The 24,723-nt window shown below is 60.7% G+C and carries 20 protein-coding genes; 16 read left to right on the top strand and 4 right to left on the bottom strand.

The window, feature by feature from the left end:
* Window positions 1–18 precede the first annotated feature (18 nt).
* Window positions 19–1,266: a glycoside hydrolase family 68 protein gene (locus JFT85_RS27850; protein WP_053256688.1), complete on the bottom strand. Its 1,248-nt coding sequence runs from the start codon at window positions 1,264–1,266 to the stop codon at window positions 19–21.
* Window positions 1,267–1,518: 252 nt separating this feature from the next.
* Complete coding sequence (locus tag JFT85_RS27845) at window positions 1,519–2,457, bottom strand: pectate lyase family protein (RefSeq protein WP_053256689.1); 939 nt, start codon at window positions 2,455–2,457, stop codon at window positions 1,519–1,521.
* A gap of 517 nt (window positions 2,458–2,974) precedes the next feature.
* Here JFT85_RS27845 and JFT85_RS27840 point away from each other — a divergent pair.
* Window positions 2,975–3,271, top strand: a complete 297-nt coding sequence (locus JFT85_RS27840) for a DUF6124 family protein (protein WP_053256690.1) — start codon at window positions 2,975–2,977, stop codon at window positions 3,269–3,271.
* A gap of 210 nt (window positions 3,272–3,481) precedes the next feature.
* Here the strand turns inward: JFT85_RS27840 and JFT85_RS27835 are convergent, their stop codons facing one another.
* On the bottom strand, window positions 3,482–4,981 hold the full coding sequence (locus tag JFT85_RS27835; RefSeq protein WP_078828494.1) for a CoA-acylating methylmalonate-semialdehyde dehydrogenase: 1,500 nt from the start codon (window positions 4,979–4,981) through the stop codon (window positions 3,482–3,484).
* A gap of 109 nt (window positions 4,982–5,090) precedes the next feature.
* Here JFT85_RS27835 and JFT85_RS27830 point away from each other — a divergent pair, with 109 nt between their 5' ends.
* From JFT85_RS27830 to JFT85_RS27770, 13 genes are all read left to right on the top strand, one after another.
* The gene (locus tag JFT85_RS27830; protein ID WP_053256691.1) at window positions 5,091–6,029 is read left to right on the top strand and encodes a LysR family transcriptional regulator; all 939 of its coding nucleotides are present in this window, start codon (window positions 5,091–5,093) and stop codon (window positions 6,027–6,029) included.
* A 412-nt stretch (window positions 6,030–6,441) separates the two neighbouring features.
* Window positions 6,442–8,307, top strand: a complete 1,866-nt coding sequence (locus JFT85_RS27825; protein ID WP_201230787.1) for a 3-dehydroquinate synthase — start codon at window positions 6,442–6,444, stop codon at window positions 8,305–8,307.
* Window positions 8,308–8,312: 5 nt separating this feature from the next.
* Entirely contained in the window at window positions 8,313–9,182 is an 870-nt protein-coding gene (locus JFT85_RS27820; protein WP_201230940.1) for a UbiA family prenyltransferase, read from the top strand.
* Complete coding sequence (locus JFT85_RS27815; protein ID WP_201230785.1) at window positions 9,179–9,862, top strand: EboA domain-containing protein; 684 nt, start codon at window positions 9,179–9,181, stop codon at window positions 9,860–9,862. Before JFT85_RS27820 ends, JFT85_RS27815 begins: the two co-directional genes overlap by 4 nt.
* Window positions 9,863–9,894: 32 nt before the next feature.
* Window positions 9,895–10,779, top strand: a complete 885-nt coding sequence (locus JFT85_RS27810; protein WP_069552741.1) for a TatD family hydrolase — start codon at window positions 9,895–9,897, stop codon at window positions 10,777–10,779.
* On the top strand, window positions 10,776–11,996 hold the full coding sequence (gene eboE / locus JFT85_RS27805; RefSeq protein ID WP_201230783.1) for a metabolite traffic protein EboE: 1,221 nt from the start codon (window positions 10,776–10,778) through the stop codon (window positions 11,994–11,996). Before JFT85_RS27810 ends, eboE begins: the two co-directional genes overlap by 4 nt.
* On the top strand, window positions 11,986–13,422 hold the full coding sequence (locus JFT85_RS27800) for an alkaline phosphatase family protein (RefSeq protein ID WP_201230776.1): 1,437 nt from the start codon (window positions 11,986–11,988) through the stop codon (window positions 13,420–13,422). The genes eboE and JFT85_RS27800 overlap by 11 nt, the downstream gene beginning before the upstream one ends.
* Window positions 13,401–14,540, top strand: coding sequence for a hypothetical protein (locus tag JFT85_RS27795; protein ID WP_201230775.1), 1,140 nt, complete (start codon window positions 13,401–13,403; stop codon window positions 14,538–14,540). The genes JFT85_RS27800 and JFT85_RS27795 overlap by 22 nt, the downstream gene beginning before the upstream one ends.
* Before the next feature lie 10 nt (window positions 14,541–14,550).
* A complete protein-coding gene (locus JFT85_RS27790; protein WP_053256699.1) occupies window positions 14,551–16,914 on the top strand; it encodes a hypothetical protein in 2,364 nt (787 codons plus the stop codon).
* Window positions 16,915–16,972: 58 nt separating this feature from the next.
* The gene (locus JFT85_RS27785; protein WP_053256700.1) at window positions 16,973–17,896 is read left to right on the top strand and encodes a hypothetical protein; all 924 of its coding nucleotides are present in this window, start codon (window positions 16,973–16,975) and stop codon (window positions 17,894–17,896) included.
* 19 nt (window positions 17,897–17,915) lie between these two features.
* On the top strand, window positions 17,916–19,202 hold the full coding sequence (locus JFT85_RS27780) for a hypothetical protein (RefSeq protein ID WP_053256701.1): 1,287 nt from the start codon (window positions 17,916–17,918) through the stop codon (window positions 19,200–19,202).
* A 3-nt stretch (window positions 19,203–19,205) separates the two neighbouring features.
* Window positions 19,206–21,014: a hypothetical protein gene (locus JFT85_RS27775; RefSeq protein WP_073637777.1), complete on the top strand. Its 1,809-nt coding sequence runs from the start codon at window positions 19,206–19,208 to the stop codon at window positions 21,012–21,014.
* Window positions 21,015–21,025: 11 nt separating this feature from the next.
* Complete coding sequence (locus JFT85_RS27770) at window positions 21,026–22,075, top strand: hypothetical protein (RefSeq protein WP_201230774.1); 1,050 nt, start codon at window positions 21,026–21,028, stop codon at window positions 22,073–22,075.
* An 8-nt stretch (window positions 22,076–22,083) separates the two neighbouring features.
* On the opposite strand, the gene JFT85_RS27765 is transcribed toward JFT85_RS27770, so the two are convergent.
* Window positions 22,084–22,389: a putative quinol monooxygenase gene (locus tag JFT85_RS27765; protein ID WP_201230773.1), complete on the bottom strand. Its 306-nt coding sequence runs from the start codon at window positions 22,387–22,389 to the stop codon at window positions 22,084–22,086.
* Window positions 22,390–23,302: 913 nt separating this feature from the next.
* On the opposite strand from JFT85_RS27765, the gene JFT85_RS27760 reads away from it, so the two are divergent.
* Together JFT85_RS27760 and JFT85_RS27755 are read left to right on the top strand one after the other, a co-directional pair.
* Window positions 23,303–23,821 (top strand): GNAT family N-acetyltransferase, encoded by a 519-nt coding sequence (locus tag JFT85_RS27760; protein WP_053256705.1) that lies wholly within the window; start codon window positions 23,303–23,305, stop codon window positions 23,819–23,821.
* Between the two features lie 205 nt (window positions 23,822–24,026).
* Window positions 24,027–24,587, top strand: a complete 561-nt coding sequence (locus JFT85_RS27755) for a fasciclin domain-containing protein (RefSeq protein WP_053256706.1) — start codon at window positions 24,027–24,029, stop codon at window positions 24,585–24,587.
* Window positions 24,588–24,723: the final 136 nt, after the last annotated feature.

Here is a 24,723-nt window from a genome sequence, read left to right as displayed (position 1 = left end):
TTCTTATTGGCGGGTCGATTAACTCAGCACTACATCACGCATTGGCGGGATGTAACCGTAGTCGTAGGCCTCCTGCACAAACGAACGGTCACCCTTCAATACAATCCTCACGGTGGGCGCCTCAGTGCCGCCGATGCGGTAGTCGTCGCCGGTGGTGGGCACGCTGTCGATAAACGACGTCACCAGGCCATTGGGCATCACGCAATGGGAATACGTCTGGAACGGCTGCGACGGTGGGTTGCCAAGCACCAACCCCGAGCCATTCATCGGCGTATAGGGGCCAAACAGATGCTCGCTCACAAAACCGTAGACGCCATCCGGCCCCGTCACGCCGTCCGCGTAGGTGAACTTATGACTGATGGTGAACAGGTAGTACTGGTTGTCCTGGAACACGTAATGCGGGCGTTCGGTTTGATCGTTCACGCCAACCGCCGTCACCAGTGGCGGCAGGATTTCCCATTCTTCACCGCTGAGGTCCTTGGCCACGGCGATGCCAATGCAACCGACCTGATACCGCGCACCGCCGACATCTTCATGGCCAGGCGGCACCAGACCGAGTTCATCCGGGCCCACCGCGTGAGTGCCGCGTTCACCCGCGACATTGCCTTCAAACACCATGTACAACTTGCCGTCGTTGGGGTCGATAAACGGGCTGGGGTCGCGAAAGTTCCACGTCGCGTTCTGCGCTTCGGTCTGGTAATACGTGCCGTCGGCCTCGAACAGCGGTTTGACTTCAGTAAAGCCCTCAAGGGTAACGCCGCTGTCGGAGGTGACCACCCGGCCCCTGACCTTGGCAATGGTGGCCCCCGGGGTTACGCAGGTGTAATACAGGTCGATATCGCCGTGGTTGTTGATCAGGATCGGTGTGCCTGCCCATTCACGGGTAGTCGGCGAAACCCCTTCGGCCATCACGCGGCCGCCGAAGACCCAGTCCTTGCCGGTGCGTGAGTACCAGTAGCAAATGCGCGCATGGCCGTGGCGGTCTTCCCAATCACGCTTGATGTCGTAACGGCCATCGGCGTTGATAAATTGTGGATCATGCGGGCGACGGTCTGCAGTCAAGGTGAAGATAACCGACCAACCATCGACCGATACCACCGTGCCATCCAATTCACGCAATGGCATGGTGTCCCAAATAAACACGGTGTCACTCATGACAGGAAAGTCAGGACTCACTAACGGCTGTGTGGTCGTCGGGTCATTTTCATTAACTTTAAGCGCATCGGCCCGAGTCCAACGCGTGGGTGTGTGATTCGCATGTTTCATGATGATGTCCTTTTACTGACGCTTTAGTGACAAGCGAAGATTAAATAACACTCACAGCCGGCAACTTGATGCCAGCTGAAAAGAGCGAGCGGTTATGCGCTCAATAAGTGCGAAACAAGGTTTAACATGTACGCCTATCGATCACAACATGAAGAATTATTTAAGCCACAAGTGCCATCACTGTATTGATATCCTTGATATAAAAACAGTGGCACTGCGCATGAACAACCTGATCAATAGAAAGTGAGCTACTCAACTACCAAACACCAGCGCTACCGCCTGAGCGCCCGCGTGCTTTTGCGTGAATTCCTTGGCCTGAGCCGCGGTTTTCAAGGTGTAGTTATAGTTGGAACGCGCTGTCCACTTGGCATCAGGCGACTTCTGGTTGGTGATGGCGGGCACACTGTTGGTGTCGGTGAACGTGCCAGTGCCTTTATCGTCCAACATGCCGTTATTCTGGCTGCCCTCGCCGAAGTAATTACTTTCAGAAAGGATATTGGCGTTCTGCGCCAGGGTAAAACCCAAGTGGAAGTTGTTCACGTAGTTGTTATATACGTGGAAATAACCGTAACGCATCAAACCCGGCGCGCGCACTTCCATGTTGTCGAAGCGGTTATGGCACAGGGTAAGGCGCGGGTAACCGTTGAACGCGGGGTTGTTGTCATCGGCCGGGTGGCCGAAGATCAAGCCGTACTTGTGGTTACCAAAAAAGCAGTTGCTGATGGTCGCGTAGTCGGCCTTTTCACCGATATACACCAGTTTATCTTCACTGCCGTCCGTGGTGGACCAGCTGTGGCCGACAAAAGAGCAATGGTCGATCCAGTATTGACTGCCGTAGTTCAGGTACACCTGGATATCGTCATTGGCCTTAATACTTGCCGAATGCTTGAAGATAATGTTTTGCAGAATAATATTCTGCGACTGCGCCGTGGCACGCAGGTGGATGTTCTCCAGCGTGCGGTTCTGGAAGGAGCCGATCAGGGTCTTGTTAGCCCCCATGTTCACTTTGGTCAGGCTTGCCGCCGAGATATTGCTGTTGATCACCAGCACCCGCGGGGTGGTGTCGCCAATATTGGCTTTGAGTTGGTCCAGCGTGGTGATACTGACCACCTGGCCCGCCCAGCCACCGGTGACTTTTGCCGCAAGGGCGAAACCGGTCAAGCCGGTGAGCTTGCTTTCTGGATACGACATGAGATCCCTCTCTTTCATAAAAAGCGGCTCGACGGTGCGAGCCCGCGCATTCAAGTTAATCCGTTAACTTGCACACAGTGTTTGGCGTGGCGGGTGATGCCGAGGTTGGCTGATCAGCGCTTAAACACTGTGTTTATATACAGTATTGGACATTGAGTACGTCGTCAACACGCGATCACACCCAATGAGTAGGAAATCGCCTTTTTTGCTGGTTTTTAAAAGGCCAGCAAGGCGCTTCGCTTTTAATTGCAGGACGTTTCCTAGACAATCCGTGCCGCCTTGCGCCTGTTGGAATCGATGGCTAGTCTGCGCTCCGTCACTGCTCATCAGTGATCGGGTTTAGTCGCTCGGATGGCACAAGGCGCATGGTCACATGAAGTTTTATGGTGGCTGTGCGCAGGGCACCTTCGGGTGCGCCGGATTTACCTTGTGGCCGGTCGACTAACCTGCGTACAGCCGCCACCCATCGTTTAGTCGCGACAGGTGTTGGCTCCTTATTTACACGAGGAGTTACACCATGAATAAAGCCGTCCCCGATCCCCCCCTCAGCTCAGCCAAAGCGCGTGCCGCGTTCAACCGCGCCATCGACCATTACCTGCCCACCCAAGGTGTTCAAATCGAAGACTTGAGCTTCGAAGATGCCCTGCTCTACACCGCCAGCTTGCTCGACAGCGCTTCGGCCACCACGCTCAATTGCAGTGAGATGCTGGCCAGCCCCGAGCGGGCGAAGATTCTGGCGGTGTGGCATTTGCTGGAGATGGCCAAGACCACGGTGGATCGCTCGATCAAATGCCTGAAACCTGAAACGCGGTAAAAAATGTGGGAGCGGGCTTGCGCGCGAATGCAGGGTGCCAGTCGCTACATATGTTGACTGATACGCCGCATTCGCGAGCAAGCCCGCTCCCACAGTTGGTTTAGCGTCAGGCTGAAGTGATGGTGGCGGCTGCCGGTTTGGCGTTGGCGCTGATCCAACGGCAACACTCGGTCAAGCCCGCTCCCACAGTTGATCTACAGCGTTCTTGGGTTATTTGGACACCGGCATCGCAAACTCCGCGCCCTGCTCGATGCTCTCCGACCAGCGCTGCATGATCGACTTCTGCTTGGTGTAGAAGCGCACGCCTTCAGTGCCGTAGGCATGCATGTCGCCGAACAAACTCTTCTTCCAGCCGCCAAAGCCGTGCCAGGCCATCGGCACCGGGATCGGCACGTTGATGCCGACCATGCCCACTTCGATACGCCGTGCAAATTCGCGGGCGATGTTGCCGTCGCGGGTAAAGCAGCTGACGCCGTTGCCGAATTCGTGGTCGTTGACCAGCTTGATCGCTTCGGCAAAGTCATCCACGCGCACACAGGCCAGCACCGGGCCGAAGATTTCTTCGCGGTAGATGCTCATGTCTTTTGTCACGTGGTCGAACAAGGTGGCGCCGAGCCAGAAGCCATTCTGCAGGCCGGGTTCGCTGGGCACATAGTCGCGCCCGTCGAGCAGCAATTGCGCGCCGGCTTGCACGCCTTGTTCGATATAGCCGCTGATGCGTTGCAGCGCAGCACGCGAGACGATCGGGCCCATCTCGGCCTTCAAGTCGCGGCCGTCGGTGATGCGCAGTTGCTTGGCGCGCTCGGTCAGGGCGGCGATGACTTTGTCACCCACATCGCCGACCAGCACGGCTACGGAGATGGCCATGCAACGTTCGCCGGCACTGCCGTACGCGGCCCCCATCAGCGCGTCGACGGTTTTTTCGATGTCTGCGTCGGGCATCACCACCATGTGGTTTTTGGCGCCGCCCAGGCCTTGGACGCGCTTGCCGTGGCGGGCGCCGGTTTCGTAGATGTATTGCGCAATCGGCGTGGAGCCGACAAAGCTCACGGCCCTGACGTCGGGGTGTTCGATCAGCGCGTCCACCGCCTCCTTGTCGCCCTGCACCACGTTGAACACACCTTTGGGCAGGCCGGCTTCGCGCAGCAGCTCGGCCATGAACAGCGAGGCACTTGGGTCAGTCGGGCTTGGCTTGAGGATGAAGGTGTTACCCGCCGCGATGGCGATCGGGTACATCCACATCGGCACCATCACCGGGAAGTTGAACGGCGTAACGCCGGCCACCACCCCCAAGGGCTGGCGCAGGGTCCAGTTGTCCATGCCACGGGACACCTGGTCGGAATGTTCGCCCTTGAGCAGGTTGGGAATGCCGCAGGCGAATTCAAGGATGTCGATGCCACGGTCCACCTCGCCCTGGGCGTCGGTGAAGACCTTGCCGTGTTCGGCAACAATGATGCGCGCCAGGTCGTCCTTGCGTTCACGCAACAGGTGCAGGTACTCGAACAGTACGCGGGCACGGCGGATCGGCGGTGTGTCAGCCCAGCCGGCGAACGCGGCCTGGGCGGCAGCGACGGCTTCGCCCACGGTCTGGCGGCTGGCCAGGGCGACGCGGGCGGTCACGTCACCGGTGGCCGGGTTGTAGACGTCCTGATAGCGATCATCGCGGCTCACGCGCTCATCGTTGATGTAGTGTTCGATCGTTGCAGTCATGGCCGTGGCCCCTTGGTCGGTAACGTTGGAACACACGATAGGCTTTCGGTTTGTTCCAAACCAGAGCAGAATCCAGAACTGATTGTCCTCACAGGCGAACAATAGCCACATGGAAAAAGCAGAGATCGAAGGGTTGTGGACCCACATTCATTGGCTGTCGGTGCTGGAAGAACACGGCACCTACACCGCTGCCGCCGCACGCCTGGGGGTGAGTAAATCCGCCGTCAGCCAGCGCATCTCGGACCTGGAAAAGGCCACCGGCACGCGGTTGGTCACCCGCACCACGCGCAGCGTACGGCTGACCGATGCCGGGCTGTCGTTGACCCGCGAAGTGCGCAGCGCCTATGAACACATTGCGCGCAGTTTCTCTTCGGTGCGCGACTCGGCCGGGGAGATCCGCGGGCTGGTGCGCCTCACCGCGCCGGTGGCGTTTGCGCGGCAGCAACTGGTGCCGCACCTGCCGGCGTTTTTGCAGCAGTACCCCCAGGTGCGTATCCAGTTGGATGTGTCCGACGCCTTGAGTTCACTGGCGGCCGAAGGTTACGACCTGGCCGTGCGGCACGGCTTCCAGGTGCCGGAAACTCATGTGGCGTGGAAGTTGTGCGACACCACCTCGGTCCTGGTCGCTACACAGGACTACCTGCAACACCACGGAGAACCGCGCGAGCCCGGCGATCTCACGGCACACAACTGCCTCTATTACCCACGGGGCGCCGACCATCCCGCGTGGACATTCGAACGCGGCGGCAAAACGGTCGAACGCGTCACGGTGCCGATCTCCGGGAGTTTTTCCACCAACAACAGCGAAGCGTTGCGTGATTCGGCGCTCAACCACTTGGGCATCGCCCTGCTCCCGGATTTCAGCGCGCATGCCGCGCTCACCAGCGGCAAGTTGGTACAGGTACTCAAGGGGTGGACACTCAAAGGCGCATTTGCCGATGAGATTTACTTGATTCGGCCGTACTCGCCCCATGTACCGAAGTCGGTGAGTACGTTAGTGAGCTATCTAAAAGATAAGTTGTCAGGCGGCTTCAGGTTTACCGGGTGATCCTTACACCTATTCATACGGATTAAGCGGAGTCATTCTCAACAACCCGATATTAATAAACGACTTATAGCCAACGGCAATAACCCACCTAACGAACACCCAGGCGTTGTCATCAACTTGATACGTCTACACGCTGTCGCCAGCGCGTTTTTGACGCCCCACAAAAAGCCATACAACTAATTGTAAAAACTGCACATTTTGCGTTAAACCAGCCTCGTTAAAACCCCCGCTTAAAACTCCTTGATTCGCAAACTTGCAAAACAACCACAACCGGCTAAGTTCATGAATAACGTGAAAGCCATCAGCCATTACGCCTAAAGCCAGCCCACCAGGCGAGGGAGTTTATTGCTCTAAAAACAGCCCCAGACACTGACACGGAACTTAAGTCTTAACACTCAAAAGGGATGCTTTGATGAAGCGCAGCCGGTGGTATCGTGCGTTTTCGAAAAAGGGGCCAGCCGAACATTTTTGGCTGTCATTGTTGTGCTTTTCGGCACTGGTGATTGCCAGCTTTCTGCTGTTTGAACAACAGATTGAAGACTTCCTGGTTCATCTGAACCTATACCAGCCTTCCACGCCTGCACAGACGCTGAACCTTGCACTGCTGCTGATCGCCCTGCTCGCCCTCGACGTGGTGCTGCCGGTGCCTTCCAGCATGGTCGCATTGCTGGCAGTGGCAGTGCTCGGCAGCGTCGGTGGTTACCTGGTGATTGTTATCGGCCTGTGCCTCGGCGCCGGGCTGGGGTATGCGTTGGGCGCCGGCTATTTTCGGCTGTTGGCCGGGCGCCTCGGCTTGCATCAACGCTCGCCTGGGCAGTTGGGGTATCGGCTGGGCACGCTGTCGTTGATCTGCCTGCGCGGTGTGCCGGTGTTGGCGGAAACCTCGGTGGTGGCCGCCGGGATGCAACGCTATCCGCTGCGGGCGTTTTTGCTGATTACCACCTTGGCCAATGCCGGTCTCGCGCTGGCCTACACGGCCATCGGCACGTTCCTGATCGAACAGAACGCGCTACTGGTGACCCTTCTCGCCAGCATGGTATTGCCGGTGGTGTTTGTTGCCGGCTACAGCCTGCTCAAGCGCAAGCCCGGTGTGGAGCCGCCCCTGCGCGGGCGGTTCGAGGTCAGTTACGACTACCCGGTGATCTTCACCGACCACCTGTTCGAACCGCGCAACCCTTGCCTGCACCGCGTGCTCACCGCGCAACACCACGCCCCGGTGACGGTGATGGTGTTCGCCGATGAGCAACTGCTGCACAGCGCGCCGCAGTTGCGCGAACAGATCGACGCCTATTTCGCCGCCCATGCCGACCTGCATTTGCAAACCGCGCCCCTCGCAGTACCGGCCGGTGAACTGAGCAAAACCTCACAGGTGTTGGAGCAGCTGTACACCGACATGCTGCAACACGGCCTCGACCGGCATTGCTACGTGCTGGCCCTGGGCGGTGGCGCGGTGCTGGATGCGGTGGGCTACGCCTGCGCCACGTTCCACCGGGGCATTCGCCTGATCCGTATTCCCAGCACCGTGCTGGCCCAGAACGACGCCGGCATCGGCGTGAAAAACGGCATCAATGCCTTCGGCCAGAAGAACCTGCTGGGCGCCTTCTACCCCGCCACGGCGGTGATCAATGACTTCCAGTTGCTGACCAGCCTGACCCGCCGCGACCAGATCGCCGGGCTGGCCGAAGCGGTGAAAGTCGCGCTGATCAAGGACCCGGCATTCTTCGAGTGGATGGAACGCCACGCCGACGCCCTCGCCCACTTCGACCACGCGGCAAGCCGCTACGCGATTCGCCGTTGCGCCGAGCTGCACCTTGGGCACATCACCGGCGCCGGCGACCCCTTCGAACGTGGCAACGGCCGGCCCCTGGATTACGGACACTGGGCCGCACACAAACTGGAGAACCTCAGCCACCACCGATTGCGCCATGGCGAAGCCGTTGCGGTGGGCATGGCCTTGGACGGGCTGTATGCCAATGCACTCGGGCTGTTGAGCGACGTCGACACGCAACGGGTGATCAGCCTGTTGCTCAAGCTGGGGTTCAACTTGTGCCCACCGGAGCTGAGCTTGCAGGATGCGCAGGGCCGCTCACCGCTGTTGCTCGGCCTGGAGGAATTTCGCCAGCATTTGGGTGGGCAGCTGTCGATCCCCATGCTCAACCGCATCGGCCAGTCGGTGGACCTGCATGAAATCGACGGCGCGAAGATGCAAGCGGCGCTGCTACGGCTGTCGACCCGCAGCGATGCGGTAGTGCCCCTGGGCGAGGGTTACGCGCAATGAGCCCGATGAAAACCTGGATGACCCTTGGCCGGGTGTCCAACCTGCCCACGGTGTGGACCAACACCCTGGCCGCCGCCCTGCTCGCCAGCAGTGCAGGGGCAATGGCACCGCCGTCGTCACTGGTGTGGGTGCTGCTGTTGATCACGCTGTCGTTGCTGTACCTGGCCGGCATGCTGCTCAACGACTGGCTGGACGCCGACTGGGACCAGCAACACCACAACCCGCGGCCGATCACCCTGGGCCTGGCCAGCCGTCAGCACGTGGGCCTGGCCACGGCGCTGCTGCTGATCCTCGCGGCGGCGGCAGTGCTGGGCCTGAGCCGGCTGATCGCCGAGCCGCACTGGCTGCTCGGCAGCGTGGTGCTGCTGGTGGGCTGCATCTTCGGCTACAACCTGCTGCACAAGAAATACGCGCACAGCGTCTGGCTGATGGGCGCCTGCCGCTCGGCGCTGTACCTCACAGCGGCCGCCAGCCTGGCCGTGCCGCCGGAGCCGATCTGGCTGTGCGCGATCCTGCTCGGGGTGTACATCAGCGGTTTGACCTACCTGGCCCGTCAGGAGCACCGCAACCAACTGATCAGCCGCCTGCCGTTGCTGTTGATGCTGAGCCCGCTGGCCTTGGCGATCTACGCCAACAACCTGTGGTTCTGGCCGGTGCTACTGCTCTGGCTGGGGTGGTTGGGCTGGCACTACTGGACGTACCTGGCCCACCCGCAACAGCGCAAGGTGCGTGCGTTTATCGGGGCAGGCCTGGCCGCCTTGCCACTGTTTGACGCGCTGGTGCTGGCCGTGGCCAACCAGCCGTTGGGCAGCCTGCTGTGTGTGCTGGTGTTTTTCCTGCTCCCCCACTTTCAGCGTTGGATCAAGCCGACATGAACATGCGCCTGGATCGCCTCACCGAACAACGCCAAGCCTTGCGCCAACAACTGCAGGCGCCCCAATTGCAGTGGTGGCAGCAGGCTCAGGCGCAGCTTGCGCAACAACCGGACGCCACCACCGCGGCGCTGTTGAGCGGCCAGTGCAAGCGTCATCTGCCCGGCCATGCCGTCGCGTTGGCACGTGCGTTGGCGTTGGCCCATGCGCTGGAACACACCCCGCAGGACGCACACTTGCCGCTGCTGCGCCAACTGTTCCTGTGGGGCGACGATCAGGAAAAAATCGCCCTGCTGGGCGCCCTCGACTGGCTCGACAGTGAAGGGGTGTGCCTGGAACTGGCCTTGCAGGCCGGGCGCACCAGCAACCCGCAGGTGTTCGCCGCCCTCGCCCTCGACACGGCCTACCCGTCACGGCATTACCCGGAGCGCGCCTTTCACCAGTTGGTGTTGAAAGCACTCGGCATGGGCCTCGACATCGGGCGCCTGGTCGGCCTGCCGCAGCACCACAGCGTCAGCCTCAACCAACTGGCGCTCGACCTGCTCGATGAACAACTGGCGGCCGCACGCAGCGTGTCCCCAGGTTTGCCCCGAGTGATCGCCTTTGACCTGCTCAGCCCGGCGCAACACCAACGCCTGCGCGGCTTGCGCCTGCCGCCGGAATGGCACGCCTACTTGAATTGATGCACACCGCCTGCCCTTGACGAGGATTCACCATGCTCAAGTACTTCGATCCGCATATTCATATGGTCAGCCGCACCACCGACGACTACCAGAACATGGCCGCCGCCGGGATCACCGGGGTTATCGAACCGGCGTTCTGGCAAGGCCAGGCGCGCACCAGCGTCGGCAGTTTCGTCGACTACTTCGACACGCTGCTGGGCTGGGAACGCTTTCGCGCGAGCATGTTCGGCATCCATCACTTCTGCACCATCGGCCTTAACCCCAAAGAAGCGAATGACCTGTCGATCGCCAATGAAGTGCTGGAAATCCTGCCGCGTTATCTGGTGAAGGACGGCGTGGTGGCGGTGGGCGAAATCGGCTACGACGACATCACCCCCGAAGAGGATCGCTTTCTCGCGGCGCAGCTTGAGCTGGCGAAACAATTCAACCTGCCGGTGCTGGTGCATACGCCGCACCGCGACAAGATCGGTGGCACCAAACGCACACTGGCGGTCATCCGCGAGGTGGGGATTGCCGAGCACCTGGTGATTATTGACCACCTCAACGAACTGACCCTGCCGCTGGTGCTGGACAGCGAGTGCTGGCGCGGCCATTCCATCTACCCCAACACCAAGATGTCGGAGCAGCGCATGGTCGCCCTGCTCAAGGAATACGGCACCGAGAAAATGGTGGTCAACAGCGCCGCCGACTGGGGCATCAGCGACCCGCTCAAGGTGCCCAAGACCGGCCAGGCAATGTTGGCGGCGGGCTTTACTGAAGCCCAGGTAGAACAGGTGCTGTTCCACAACCCAGTGGACTTTTTTGCCCAGAGCGGCCAGCTGGACAAAGGCCTGGTCAGCACCCCGCTGCCCATCGACCAACGCAAGCAATGGCAGGAAAACTCGGCCCTGCGCGGCCAGGAACCGGTGGTTAAATGAGCCGCCGCAGCGGCTGGACCGCGCCCCAGGTCGGGTATTGCAGCAATGTGCACCCGACCCGTGACCTGGCCGGGTTACGCGCCTCTATCGAGCAGCACTTTCAGGGTGTGCGACAGCTGCGGGGGCTGCGCGAACAGGACAGCGGCTTGTGGATCTGCGCTCACGCGGCGGCGCAATTACAACAGGCTGCAGCGTGCGCGCCATTTCTGGAGTTGCTCGATCGCACCGGCTTGCGCCTGACGTCGCTGAACGGTTTTCCCTATGGCGAATTCCATCAGGGCGCGGTGAAAGCCGCGGTGTATCTACCCAACTGGGCCGACCCGCAGCGGCTGGACTACAGCCTGAACCTGGCGCGCATCCTTGCGCAGGCCTTGCCGGCCGACTGCCACCAAGGGGTGATTTCCACGGTGCCGCTGGGTTATGCCGCCACGTGGACCGCGCCAATGCAGGCACGCGCCGACGAGCACCTCAACCAGCTCACTGCCGCACTCGCCAGCCTGCACCGGGAAACCGGCAAGCAGATCGTGTTCTGCCTGGAGATGGAGCCCGATTGCGTGCTGGAGAACACCGCGCAGGCCATCGCGTTCTTCCAGCGCCGGCAGCGCCTGGACCCGAACCATGCTTACCTGGCCCTGTGTTTTGACGTGTGCCACCAGGCGGTGATGTTCGAGGACTGCTACCAATCGCTGGCCAGGCTGCGCCAAGCCCAGGTGCCCGTGGGCAAGATCCAGCTGTCCAACGCGATGATCTGCCGCCTGCCGACTCAGGACGCACTGCGCCGCGAACACGTGCTCAACACCCTGAGCACCTTCGCCGAAACCACCTACCTGCATCAGGTAAAAGCCCTCGACCCCTACGGCCGCGTCATCAGCTGGCCGGACCTGCCGGCCGCGCTCGCTGACTGCAACGGGTTGCGCGAACTGCGTATTCATTTCCATATCCCGCTGTTCAGCGAACACTTGCTGTTGCCTGAACTCAGCGGCAGCCAGGCCGCGTTGGCACAGACGTTCGATTACCTGGCGGCCCATGGCGACTTCCGCCCGGTGCTCGAAGTGGAAACCTACAGCTGGGGTGTGTTGCCTGCGCAACTGCGGCCCACCACCGAGCGGGCGCAACTGGAAGGGATCGCCGCCGAGTTGCGCTGGGTCGAGGAGCAACTGCGCCAGCGCAACCTGCTGCTCGCGCTGATGCACGAGGCCTACGCCCATGCGCTCTGAGCAACCGCTGCTGCTGATCAATGTGGTCGGGCTGACGCCGTCGCTGCTGGGTGAGGCAACGCCGCACATCAATGCGCTGCTCAAGACCGCCCAGATGGCCCACTTGCAACCGGTGTTCCCTGCCGTCACCTCAACGGTCCAGGCCTCGATCCTCACCGGCGCACCGCCCTCGCAGCACGGCATCGTCGGCAATGGCTGGTACTTTCGCGACCAGGCCGAAGTGCGTTTCTGGCTGCAACCCAATGCGCTGATCCAGGGTGAAAAGGTCTGGCACACGCTCAAGCGTGAGCTTCCGGGCTTTCGCTGCAGCCAGTTGTTCTGGTGGTACAACATGTACGCCGACGTGGACGCCGCAATCACCCCGCGCCCGCACTACCCGGCGGATGGTCGCAAACAATTCGGCCTGTATTCGTCGCCGCCCGGGCTGCACGAACAGATCGAACGGCAGATTGGCGAGTTTCCGTTTCCAGGGTTCTGGGGCCCGGCGGCAGGTATTGCTTCGAGCCGCTGGATCGTCGATTGCGCGATGGCCGAGTTCCAGATCAACCGGCCCCACCTGCAGTTGATCTACTTGCCGCACCTCGATTACAGCTTGCAGCGCCTGGGGCCCGATCACCCGTCGATTGCTGATGAAGTGCGGGCCATCGACATGCAAGTGGGGCGCCTGCTGACCTTCGCCCAAGCGCAAGGCGCGGCGGTGATGCTGCTGTCTGAATATGGCATTGAGGCCGTCGAGCAGTCGCTGTCGATCAACCGTGTGTTGCGCGCCGAAGGCCTGTTGCAGGTGCGCCAGTCCCTGAGCTGGGAATTGCTCGACCCCGGCGCCAGCGCGGCGTTTGCCGTGGCCGACCATCAGGTCGCGCATGTCTACGTGAAGCAGGCGCAGGACATCCCGCGGGTCAAGGCCTTGCTGCAACGCCAGCCCGGCATCGAGCAGGTGCTGGACAAGGCCGAACAACGCGCCTGGCAGCTGGACCACCCGCGCAGCGGCGAGTTGGTGGCCGTGGCCGCCGCCGGTTTCTGGTTCGATTACTACTACTGGCTGGACGATCGCAAAGCACCGGATTTCGCGCGCACCGTGGACATCCACCGCAAGCCCGGTTACGACCCGGTCGAGCTGTTTATCGACCCGGCGATTCGTTTCCCCAGACTGAAAGTGGCGCGCCGCGTGCTGCAAAAAAAGCTCGGCTTTCGCTACTACATGGACCTCATACCCCTGGACACCGCCCTGGTACGCGGCAGCCACGGTCGCTTACCCAGCAGCGCACAGACCGGCCCGCTGCTGATCACCAATTGCGCACTGGCGTTGCCGCAACACCTGGCGGCGACGGCAGTGAAGCAACTGCTCCTGGAACATTTCCTGGGGCGCCCCCACCTCGAACTGGCCACAGCCAAGGAGTTTCCATGCGGCGAGCCTTATCTATAACTGTCCTGAGTGCACTGGCCGGATTGGCCCATGCCCAAGACGCCACCCCTTTCGACTGCACCCAGTTCCTGCAGTTTGGAGGCAACCTCGACAAGACCCGCGCGGCCTTCGTGCAAAGCCGCGACACGCTCGCCTGGAACTGGTTTGCCTGCCTGAACCAGACCGTCTCCGCGCAAAGCCCGGATCGGGTCTGGGAGACCATGAAGCCTTCGGATCAGGTCTACCTGAGCGATGGCGCCCAGCCCCTGCCGTATGCCGAGCGCGAGCCCCTGCCGAACGACGTGATTGCACAGGCACAAAAACTCGGCATGAACCTCAACCGGATGTTTCACAACCTCAATGCCACGCAGCAAGTGGACGGGTTGATCCTGCAGATGGGCGGCCAGGTGCCGGCGGCGCAAAAAGGCCAGCCGGTGCGTTTTCAACTGTTGATGGGCCAGGACACCTTCAACTACATCGTGCAGCAGAACGTCTACAACGTGAATGGCCAGGCCGCGCTGACCAGCGACCTGGCATTCCCCTCCACCGCCTGGGAGTTGAAGGCCGCCTGGCTGTGGATCGGCAACGACCCGACTTATCAGCAGCAACTGGTCAAGGATGGCTACTACATCGCCCAGGCCTACTATCAGCAGGACGGCCAATACCGGGTCGGCTACGCCGCGCTCAGCGGTTTGCATGTGATCAACAAACTGAACCCCGACTGGGTGTGGACCACCTTCGAAAACCGCAACAACAGCAAGTACACGGTGACCAACGCGACGCCTGCAACGCCGATGACCAACAGCACCGGGCCGACAAAGGCGGCGCAGCCGGTGAACACGACGTTTCAGGCCAACTTCCCGGCCCTGGCGCAGTACGAGTTGATCGGCGTGCAGTCCAATACCGTGCCGACGTTGCTCGCCAACTCCCAGCTGGAGTCGGCGTTCCAGAGCGAGTCTTCGTGTTTCGCCTGCCACAGCACTGCCGCGTATTCAGCGAAAAAAGGCTACTTCAATTTCGCCCTCAAACAACAGGGCGGCATCGTGTACCCCACGGCCGAACTGCCGCCCGCAGACTTTGTCGGCTACCACAAACTGGACTTTGTCTGGTCGCTCAAACGCGCCCAGTGGCAACGCTAAGGAGCCTCACATGAGCGTCTTGAATTTCCCGCGTATCTACCTGGGCGGCCATATGTTCTGGAACCCGCCGACCGCCAACAACAACGACATGTACCCGCTCTACGATGCGGTGAAAATGCAGATGAACTGGCCGTTCTTGAAGGCCTTCAACATCACCCCGGAAAACGCCGTCAGCACCTTGCTGCCGTGGACCATCGCGCCGCTGTCACCCGCCAGCGTACCGGCGTACGTCATGCAGGTGCCCGGCAATGCCGGGCAGTTGAGTACACCGATGATCCCCGGCGAATGGAACCTGTTCGGCGACAACGCGTGCGGCACCGTCAGCTACAACCAGACCCAATCGGTGGTCACCGGCGGTGAGTTGCCCGACGGTGGCTATGTGAGCCAGGACCCGCTGATCAACCAGAGCTTCCAGTTGCTCGGCAACCCCTTCGGCGGCGCCCCAAGCTCCCCGGCACGCTTCGTGGATGTGAGCCCTTGGCAGAACACCTTCACCGCGCTGTATTTCGACAAGCTGGTGCTGGGCAATGCGCAGTGCGGCCTGACGCTCAACCGCCAGTTCCGCATGCTCGACCGCTTCCTGAACTTCAACTGGGCCAACCTGGGCGGCCTGGCCTATGTCACCACCACCTGGCAAACCTGTTTCCCGAAGGAAAACCTGGAGTGGGTGATCGGCAACTCGGCCTTGCTGCAAAACCTGCAAACGCAAATGGCGCAACAAAATGCCAAGGGCCTGATGTTCCGCTTTTCCACCTACCTGACCTGCTACGACAAGAACGGCATCCTCAACAATTACCCGCCCATCGACACCCACAGCTCCAGTGCGGCAGCCCAGGCCAAGGTGCAGGCCATGTATCAGCAGGGGCTGGACAACGTCAGCGATATTTTCTTCAACCCCGCCTATAGCCGCACCGTGGGCACCCTGGGCCTGTGGTTCGAAGACGAATTCCCCACCGCCCCTGCCGGCAGACGCCTGGTGCCCGCCAGCCCCGTGCCCATCTACAAAACCACGCCGGCGCAATCGACACCGGCGCAACTGGGCGTGATCTCGGCCCAGGCCCATGGCGCGACCTTGTCGCTGGACCTGAGCAACGCCTTCCCGTTCTATCCGATCGACAAAACCGCGGCCATTCCGGTAGCCGCCAAGTACCAGGCGGGCAACTACCAGATTGGCATTCGCCAGAATGGGCAATTCAACCCGCTGGCCAGCTTCGGTTATGACGACTATCAACAGGCGGCGTTCGACAAACGCTCCGGCATCCTCGACCTGACGCTGACGGCGCAAGCACAGACGCAACTGCAAACCGGCACCCTGGAACTGCAACTGCAGGGCGCCGCCGCCGTCACTGCCGCGACCCAGCAGATGTGGACCGCCGAAGTGGTCGAAAGCGCCAGCTTTATCGACGTGGGCGACACCCGGACGCTGCAGGTCATGGTGCAATACGATGGCCTGCCCGCCCCGGCCGGCACCACGTTGTGGGTGGCGGAATACGGCAATGCCTACATGCTGTGCACCACCGATTATTACTTGGCATTCAGCAACCCGGCCAACTTCACGCTGTTCAACAATGACCCGCAAAACCCGGCCAATAACAGCGCGAACCTGCCGCAATTCACGGGCGCATCGACGCTGCTCAGCCAGGTAACCGAGGGCACCGGTCGCCAGCTGATGGCCACGCGGCTCGCGGTGGCAGCGGATCAAATGACGCCGGTGACCTATCAGGCATTTCTACCGACACCCGCCGCTGTCGCCTTGAGCCCGACGCTTAAGTTCGCCAACCCGATTGCCATGCAGGGCACGTTGCAGGACCCGCTGAACAGTGCGGTGCACTACAGCCTGACCAAGATTCAGACCGACGCCAATGGCATCGCCAACCTGACCGTCACGGGCGTGGCACCGGGTTTCCCCACCTTGCGTTTTTTCCTGCAGGAGGGTCAGCAGGCCCCCACCATTCCGTTCAGCTTCCCGCTGCCGACGGCCTTCACCGACTTCCTCGCACCGCTGCGCGTACTGCCGTTGGAGCCACAGCTGCAGCAGGATTTCGTCAATGCGTGGAACCGCATTTATATGAACAAGGACGCGGGCAGCGTGATCTGGGAGACCTTCATCTACCCGTTCATCCTGCAGCCGTACTATTACCTGTACCCGATCATGAGCAAGTTCATGCCGCTCAACTCGTTGACGCGCATCGAGGGCGCCGTCGACCAATTGATTGTGTTGATCAGCAAGGAATACCAGGAACAAAGCACCCTGGCGATGCCTATCACGCGGGACATGCCGCAAAGCCGTCGCGCGGTGCTGGAGCTGTGGGCGCAAGCCCTGGTGAAACGCAATTACCCGCCCGTCCCACTCAGCATGAGCGACTACGACTAAGCCGCACACAGGACCGCCGGGTAGCGAACCAAGCACCCGGCTCCCACAGGAGTGTCATATGAATAGCCACCTTTTGAACCGACTGTTGCTGCTGATTGTGCTGCTCAGCCCCGGCGCATTTGCCGCAGGCGACAGCGGCGCCGTGTACTTCACCAACGGGGTGCACAACAGCGAGGGCTGTAATCAACAGAATGGCAACTGCATTGCCAAACGCGCACCCGGCGACCCGTCCGATCCGTTTTTCCCAGCGCAATGGATCAGCGACTGGACGATGTACCGGGTAATGAACAACTACGAGAAAAACCCGCCGCCCTACAGCAATCCGCCTTCCACCCTCACGCCTGCGGATTACACGGTGTCCAAGGGCACCAGCTACTACGACACCGGCTACATCCCGGCGGACGGCGACGGCTTCGGCGCGATGATGGAGCACTACGAGAAGTACTGCCTCCCGATCTTCCCGATCAAGAACAACAACTACAGCTGCTCGTTCGTGTCCCTGGGCAACAAGGCGTACTTCCTGACTTACCCGCAGGACCGCCCGAAGGACATGCCGGCCTGCTGCATGTTTTCACCGATGAATCATCCGCCACGCCAAAGCTTTATCGAACACTTGCCGTACAGCGCCGCGCGCAGCAAAAACCTCAACGGCAGCGTGCAGGCGTATGCGTTGGACCTGCAATCACCGGCGGGGCCGATCCTGTTCGGGTATGCCTTCAACACACAACAGTCGGGGTCGCCGCCCTACCGTTTGCCCCAGTCATTCTTCTTTTCGGGGGACGCCAGCGTCGCGAATGCGCCCATCGTGAGCCAGAACTACACGAACTTCCGTATCGCCAGGCCCGACCCGAAACAGACCTGGGACCAAGTGGCCGCGATGTGCCCGTCGAACCCGCCGCCTTGCCAGCTGTTCGATCCGCCGGCGTCGCAAAGCAACGGCCGCAAGGCGCAGTGGAACCAGCTCATGCAGCGCAAACCCTGACCCACAAGGACGGATCGCCATGAAAACGTTATTCAGTGTGATGGTATTTGCGCTGGTCAGCCTGTCGGCCCAAGCGCGGGAAGCGCCTCAGCCGTCGACGCAGGCCACGCAGCTCAATTGCCAGCCGCCAAGCAGCGCACCCGCCGCCAATGCGCCGCAGGACCAGTTCGATCAATACAGCTGGCAGATGTTTATCGCCTTGAACTGGCCTGCCCAGGACGGGCAACGCGGCACGCCCAACTGCAACAAACAACCGGGCGACGCCGGCTACACGGTGTGGCAGACCTACAAGACGGTCAGCGAAATCTTCCTGCCGGGAGCCGCCAACCCGGGGCCCTGGAACAGCCCGCTGACCGCCCGCAGCCTGGGCATCATCAACATCGCCGCGCTGAAGAACAGTTCGCTGGTCAACGCCGTCGACCAGGCGGTCGGTGGCTGGTTGATCGATCAGGCGGGTAACCCGACCTACTACGACATCTCGGCCAACCAGGCTTCCTATAACTACATCGTGGGCAACAATTACTACAACGCCAACGTGGTGTCCAAAGCCAGCAACATCAGCTTCCCCAATGGGGTCATCGAGATCAAATCGAGCTGGCGCATCCTTACGCCCAAGGACAACGCCAGCCATTACCTGACGCAGTTCGCGCGCGTGGCCACCTTCAATAACCAGGGCCAACGCACCGGCGTGACCGAGGCTTACCTGGGGTTGGTGGGCCTGCATATCATCACCAAGGTCAATGGCTACCCGCAGTGGATCTGGTCGACCTTCGAGCAAATCGAAAACGTGCCGCCCAAGGCCAAGGTCAACGGCCAGTGGGTCGACCAGCCTGTCGCCGGCACCGCCTATTCCTACTACAACCCACTCGCGCCGGCTGCGACGCTCAACCAGTCACCGTGCAACTGGCAAACCCAGGGCACGCAGTTGGTCTGCGTACCCACACCCGGCACCACGTTCCAGACGCCGAACCCGCTGAACCGCGTGACACCCATCGCCGATGCCACACGCTGGGTGAACGCCAATTACCAGGCCAACCCCGACCTGCAGCGCAGCGTGTTGAAGTACTACCAGCTCATCACCACCCAGCGCCCACTGATGCCGAACAACCCGAGTAACCCGCTGGGCCAACCGACACCGGCGCTGTCGGCCAACGTGACCATGGAAAGCTATATCCAGCCCAACAGCAGTTGCATGAACTGCCACTCCATGGCGACACCGGTGAAGAGCCCGTTCAAATCCGACTTCTCCTACCTGTTCAAATTCGCCAATCCGCCTGTCACCCCACACGCCACGGACAAGGAATAGACCATGAGCATCCTCAACGGACCACGACTGAATTTCTGGGGCGGCATCCGCACGGACGTGAGTTTGCCGAACAACTCACCGACCATTCCCTTCAACGGCAACCCGAACTGGCCGCTGTTCGACCTGACCACCTCGACCCTCGCGCCGGGTGCGCAGTCGTATACCGATGACCAGTTGAACAACATGATCAACGCGCCGGCCGGCAACTACTACACCGCGGGCGGCTGGAACCACTATGGCCAGCATGTGGTGGACATGCAGAACGCCTTGATCAGTTCCCAAGGTGCGCCGGGCAACATCAGCACCACCGGCGACCAGGTCGGCCAGCCCGTGTACCTGCTGGGCTCAGTGGACCCGGTTACCGGACAAGGCCCGGTGTCCGGCCCGATGATGGTCGACCTCGACCCCAGCGCGTCGACCACCACACAGATATTCGTCGGCGGCCTGCAAATCGGCAGCGGTGACAATATCCAGTTGCTGATCCGCTGCAATGCGGTGTGCAGCAGTTTCGACGTGACCGGCCGCGTGCTCGACCCGGCGAAGATGGACGCGCCGGGCTCGTTCCATGCAAGCGGCACGTTCCAGCTGACTTTCCCATTGAGCAGCATTGTCAGCTGGAACAAAAACAGCAGCGGCCTCAAGGCGATTATCCAGGCCCCCGGCGCGACCGGGATTGTGCTGCGCTTCGTGATGTTCGAGATGTGCCCGCAGATGACCACCGCGCAACTGGACGCCGATTATGCGGCGGGTAAATACACACCCAACCCGAGCATCGGCCGCGTGATCGGCACCCTCGCTCCGGCGTTTGCCGGCGAACCGCTGGGCTGCCAGCCGGGTCGGCAACTGGTCAACCAGGTCACGGGCAATGCCGCCTATGCGGCCCTGGGCAACAATGGTTTGCTGAGCCTCGATATGGTCAACGTCATCCCCAAGCAAACCTTCCGGGCCGTGCGGGATGACATCACCAGCCCGATCGGGCCGAATGCGAATTACGGGCCGGTGACGATTTCGGCCGGCGCTGCCGCGTTGATGACCCTCAACCCAACCGCCAGCCCGTTGGTCAATTACTACGTGTACGGCGGCATCGTCGACGTGACGCTCAATGCCAGCCAGCAGCAAGCCGTCAAGACCAGCGCGTTGAACATCACCGCCCCCAACCCGGTGAACGGTCAAAAACTCAACGCGACCGAATCGACCTATCGGGTCTACGCCGATCAGCGCAATGTGTACCTGGAGGATTACCCCAACGGCCTGACCATCACCTTACAGGTCAGCTACCTGGGCGGGCCGGTGCCCAACGCCACCCAGGTCAGCCTGGGGGCCAGCGCACCTGGGGTTTATGATCAAAAGCAATACACCGACTTCCTCAACTTTCCGACGTCACTGACCGTCAATGCCGGCCAACAGACGGTGAGTTTTCCGGTCAGCCTCAAATCCGGCAGCGCCAGCCAGGCAGGTTTTGTCGCGCTGACCTGCACCGCCAACGGCGTGGACGACGGCGCCTTCTTCACCAACTTCCGCAAATATGCCCAGACCGACTTTGGCATTCCCAAGGGCAGCATCATCACCTGGCAGCAGATGTACCCGAACGTGCTGCGCTTTCACTACCTGGCCTTCCCCGCCATGTCGCGCTACATCCCGCTGAACCAACCCGACGCGATCATGGGCGCGAAGAACGCGATTCTCGCGCGCACTTCGGACGCCTACAAAGGCACCACACTGTTCATGCCGGTGGTGCGTTCGATGTCGCCGGCCCAACGGGCGCTGCTGCGCGCCTATCTCACCGGCAGCCCGTGGCAGCCGCCGCAATAGGAGCAACGCCCATGACTCTGCATATCCCGGCGCAGCCCATCGAAAACCTGCGCCCAAGCACACTGATTGCCGAGAACCTGCTCAACCCTCGCGGGGTGTGCGAGCAAGCCGATGGCAGCCTGCTAGTGGCCGAGGCCGGCTCAGGCCTGGCCGACCAGCCGTTCAGCGGCCGCGTCAGTCGGCTGCGTCCCGACCCGTTGCAGCCCGGTGCCTACCTGCCCAGCGAGCCCCTCGCACAAGGCTTTCGCGCCATGAACATGCAGGCGCGCATGCTGCGTGATGAAATCATGGGCTTGTCGGACATCGCCTGCGGCGGCGGCCGTTGCCTGGCCAGCCAGACCGATTATGTCGGCGGCTCGAAACTGCTCGACCTGCAATACAGCCCGCCCGAGCCGGTGTTTCACAGCCGTGGCAATTTGAATGCGCTGTGTTATCACCCGACCCGCAACAGTTGGCTGGCGGTCAAGCCCGATACCAACCAACTGGTGGAATTTCGCGACGGCCAGGACGAGCAGGTGCTGGTGCAACTGCCCGAACTGGACATGGGCCAGGAAGCCGTCCCCGTAACCCTGGTGTATGAACCGCAGACAGACGCGGTGCTGATCAGCCTGTTCTCCGGGGAGCTGCACGGCGACCCGGCACGCAAGGGCATCGACTTTGCCGACTTCGCAGGCCAAGTGGTGCGAGTGCACCCGGCCAGCGGGCAGATTGAGGTGGTGATACGCGGCCTGCAATGGCCCACGGGCCTGGCGCTGTGCCCACAGGGCAACCTGCTGGTGCTGGAGCTATGCAACCACCTGCAACAACCCTTGCCGCCGGACTGGAGCGGCGAGCCGCTGCATGGCGGTTTTACTCGCTTCAGTGGGCGATTGTTGCGTTGCAACCTGCACACCGGGCCGGTCGAAGTATTGGCGCGCGGGCTGGATACGCCGTCCAACCTGTGCAGGGTGCACGGCGCGGTGTTAGTGAGCGAAGGCATGGGGCTGGCCGGCCGGCGCATCCCCACACCCGACAACACGGGGGTGCCGTTGAGTGGCCGGTTGCGCCGGGTGCTGCTCTGAACGCCGCCTTATGCAGACAGGACCGCGTCGTCTAAAACCAGAACGGTAGCCGGCCCGGCACGAAACGAGGGATTGTGCCTGGCCGCTTCCACCCTATGGGCTGCCAGGTGATGGGCATCCAGTGCATCCTGGGAGGCCCACGTTTCGATCAGGACAAAATGGTCCGAGTTGCCCGCAACCGGGTGCAAATCATAGTGCAGGCAGCCATGCTCGGCCCTGACCTTGGGCGCCAGCCCTTCGAATGCGGCCAACTGCTGCGAACCTTTACCGGGCTGGGTCTGGATAATCACGACAAGCCGAACTTCATCTGACATGAAAACACCGTTGCATAGGTGGGATAGGAAACCCGCACAGTACGCGAGCAAACAGTCGGCGGTAAAAGACATAACCGGCACTTTTATTTCACGGGGTTTTCACAGTTGAGCGCCTAGGCTTAATCCAGCTCCTAAGTGAACACCTTTTAAGCCCGCGCCCCCATCGTGGGCTTTTCTTTGTCCGGTGAACCGTGGCTATAGGCGCTGAAATCACCTTCGCATCATGCACCCACTGCACGTGTTTACCGGCGCTGTCGTCGTAGCCGTCAGGCCTGAGCATATTTTGCTCGCTGGAACACCGGACACGGCGTATTCAAGCATCGCTTGCGGCCAGTCCGCACCCGGCTCGGAGCCTGGCCACTTCTCATGATGGAAGCCGCCACTGCTCCGGCCCGATCTGATTTGATCTGATCGTAAGCAACCGCCTACGCAGAGCGACTTTCGTTACGATTTTGTTGTTTTTTTACGCCTTTCCCGTTCTTTCGCTCGTATCGATGGTGAAAAAACCAAACGACCAAAAGCAGGCCTGCCAAGCCAAAAATGAACAGCAACAGCTCTAGTGCGGGACCTTCGTGTGAAAACATTTTTCGTTCCTCATCCTGAAGTCGCGCAACCCGAAACAGGTCACGCACGAAACTATTCGTAACAATTCATACATTTTCAGGTTAGCGGCCAAAATTCCCTGTGGCAACCCTCAATTGCGTTACAACCATTGATCTAGACGGCTTGCTTATCGCAACGACGGAGCCATAAGCGCGCTCAACGTGCGTCTGGAGTAACTGAACTGACAGAAATTTGTGCTGGACTACGTGGGTGCTTTCAGGTTGGACCACGTCAACACCACGCGTTTCGCCAGCGACGGGCTTACAGGAATGACCGCAGAGCATTCAGTGCTCGAACACGGAGTTCATCAATGATTCGTAAAGCATTACCCCGCGACGCACAGGCCATTGCTCAGGTGCACATCAGCAGTTGGCAGGACGCGTATCGTGACCTGATGCCTGCCGACTATTTGAACGCGCTGGACGCAACGCTGGCTCAGCGCGAATCATCCTGGGCTCGCTCGATTGAATCAGACGAGTCAAACGTATGGGTCGCGGAACTGAACCAGCAGGTCGTCGGCTGGGTATCCGTCGGCGCCAGCCGTGACGAAGATGCCACTGAAGGCAACACAGGCGAGGTCATGGCCATCTATGTGCTAGCCAGCCATTGGCAAACCGGCGTCGGGCGGGCCTTGTGGAAAGCAGGCTTGCAGTGCTTGATTGAGCAGGGGTATCAGCGCCTGACGCTTTGGGTCTTGACCGAAAATGACAGGGCTATCCGATTTTATCGCAGGGCCGGGTGCGTGGAGGAAACAGGCAGTGAGCGCACACTTCAGCGCGGCGGCGCAGCACTGGCAGAGGTGAGGTATGGGCTGCACTTACCCGGTTGAGCCAGGCAAATAGAAGGCGTTTTTTGTTACGCGCGGCCTGGCCAAGTGGCCATTGTGAATCGCACATCGCTGGCAGCAACACGGGTCTGGACAGGCCCGCGCAGTGCTTGAACAATTATTTCAGGACGGGGTGCATCCACTTTGATCGTTGGCTCGTAGATTCAATACCCTCACTCGGAGGGCATAAGAGCCAAGGAGATACATCATGCACGCTTTTTACAAAAAACTTGCTGCAGCTGCCTGCTTCACAATTCTCTCCGTCACCGCAACGCTCAGCGTTGCCGCCGACACCGTGATGGTCGGAGGCGCAGCGATGTACCCCAGTAAAACCATCGTAGAAAACGCGGTCAACTCTAAGGACCACACAACACTCGTTGCCGCAGTCAAGGCCGCCGGGCTGGTTGATACCCTCAACAGCAAAGGCCCCTTCACCGTATTCGCCCCGACAAACGAAGCCTTTGCCAAACTGCCGGCAGGTACCGTCGACACACTGGTCAAGCCTGAACACAAGGCCGACCTGACTAAAATCCTCACCTACCATGTTGTGCCTGGCACTCACACATCGGCACAGCTGATGGCCGACGCCAAAAAGAACGGAGGCACCGTTGTGCTGAAAACCGTTCAAGGCGAGTCGCTGAATATCAAACTGCACGACGGCAAACTGTGGGTGGTCGATGCCAAGGGCGGCAAAGCCGGTATCAGCATCGCAGACGTGATGCAGTCCAACGGTGTGATCCACGTTGTCGACTCGGTGTTGATGCCTTAAACGCTCGGCATACCCGGCAGGTGCAGCGCTTGCCGGGTGTTGGGACGTGCCTGTCAAGGAAACGGCTCCAGAGGTTTGCAGGCTCTGTACATAGGGCTAAGCCTTCACTCCAGCGCCACAAAAAAAGGCGCTACTA

This window comes from Pseudomonas sp. TH04 (assembly GCF_016651355.1).
Taxonomy (GTDB): Bacteria; Pseudomonadota; Gammaproteobacteria; order Pseudomonadales; family Pseudomonadaceae; genus Aquipseudomonas; species Aquipseudomonas fluorescens.
The sequence above is the reverse complement of the archived record's forward strand: the minus strand, read 5'-3'. Positions and strand labels throughout refer to the sequence as shown.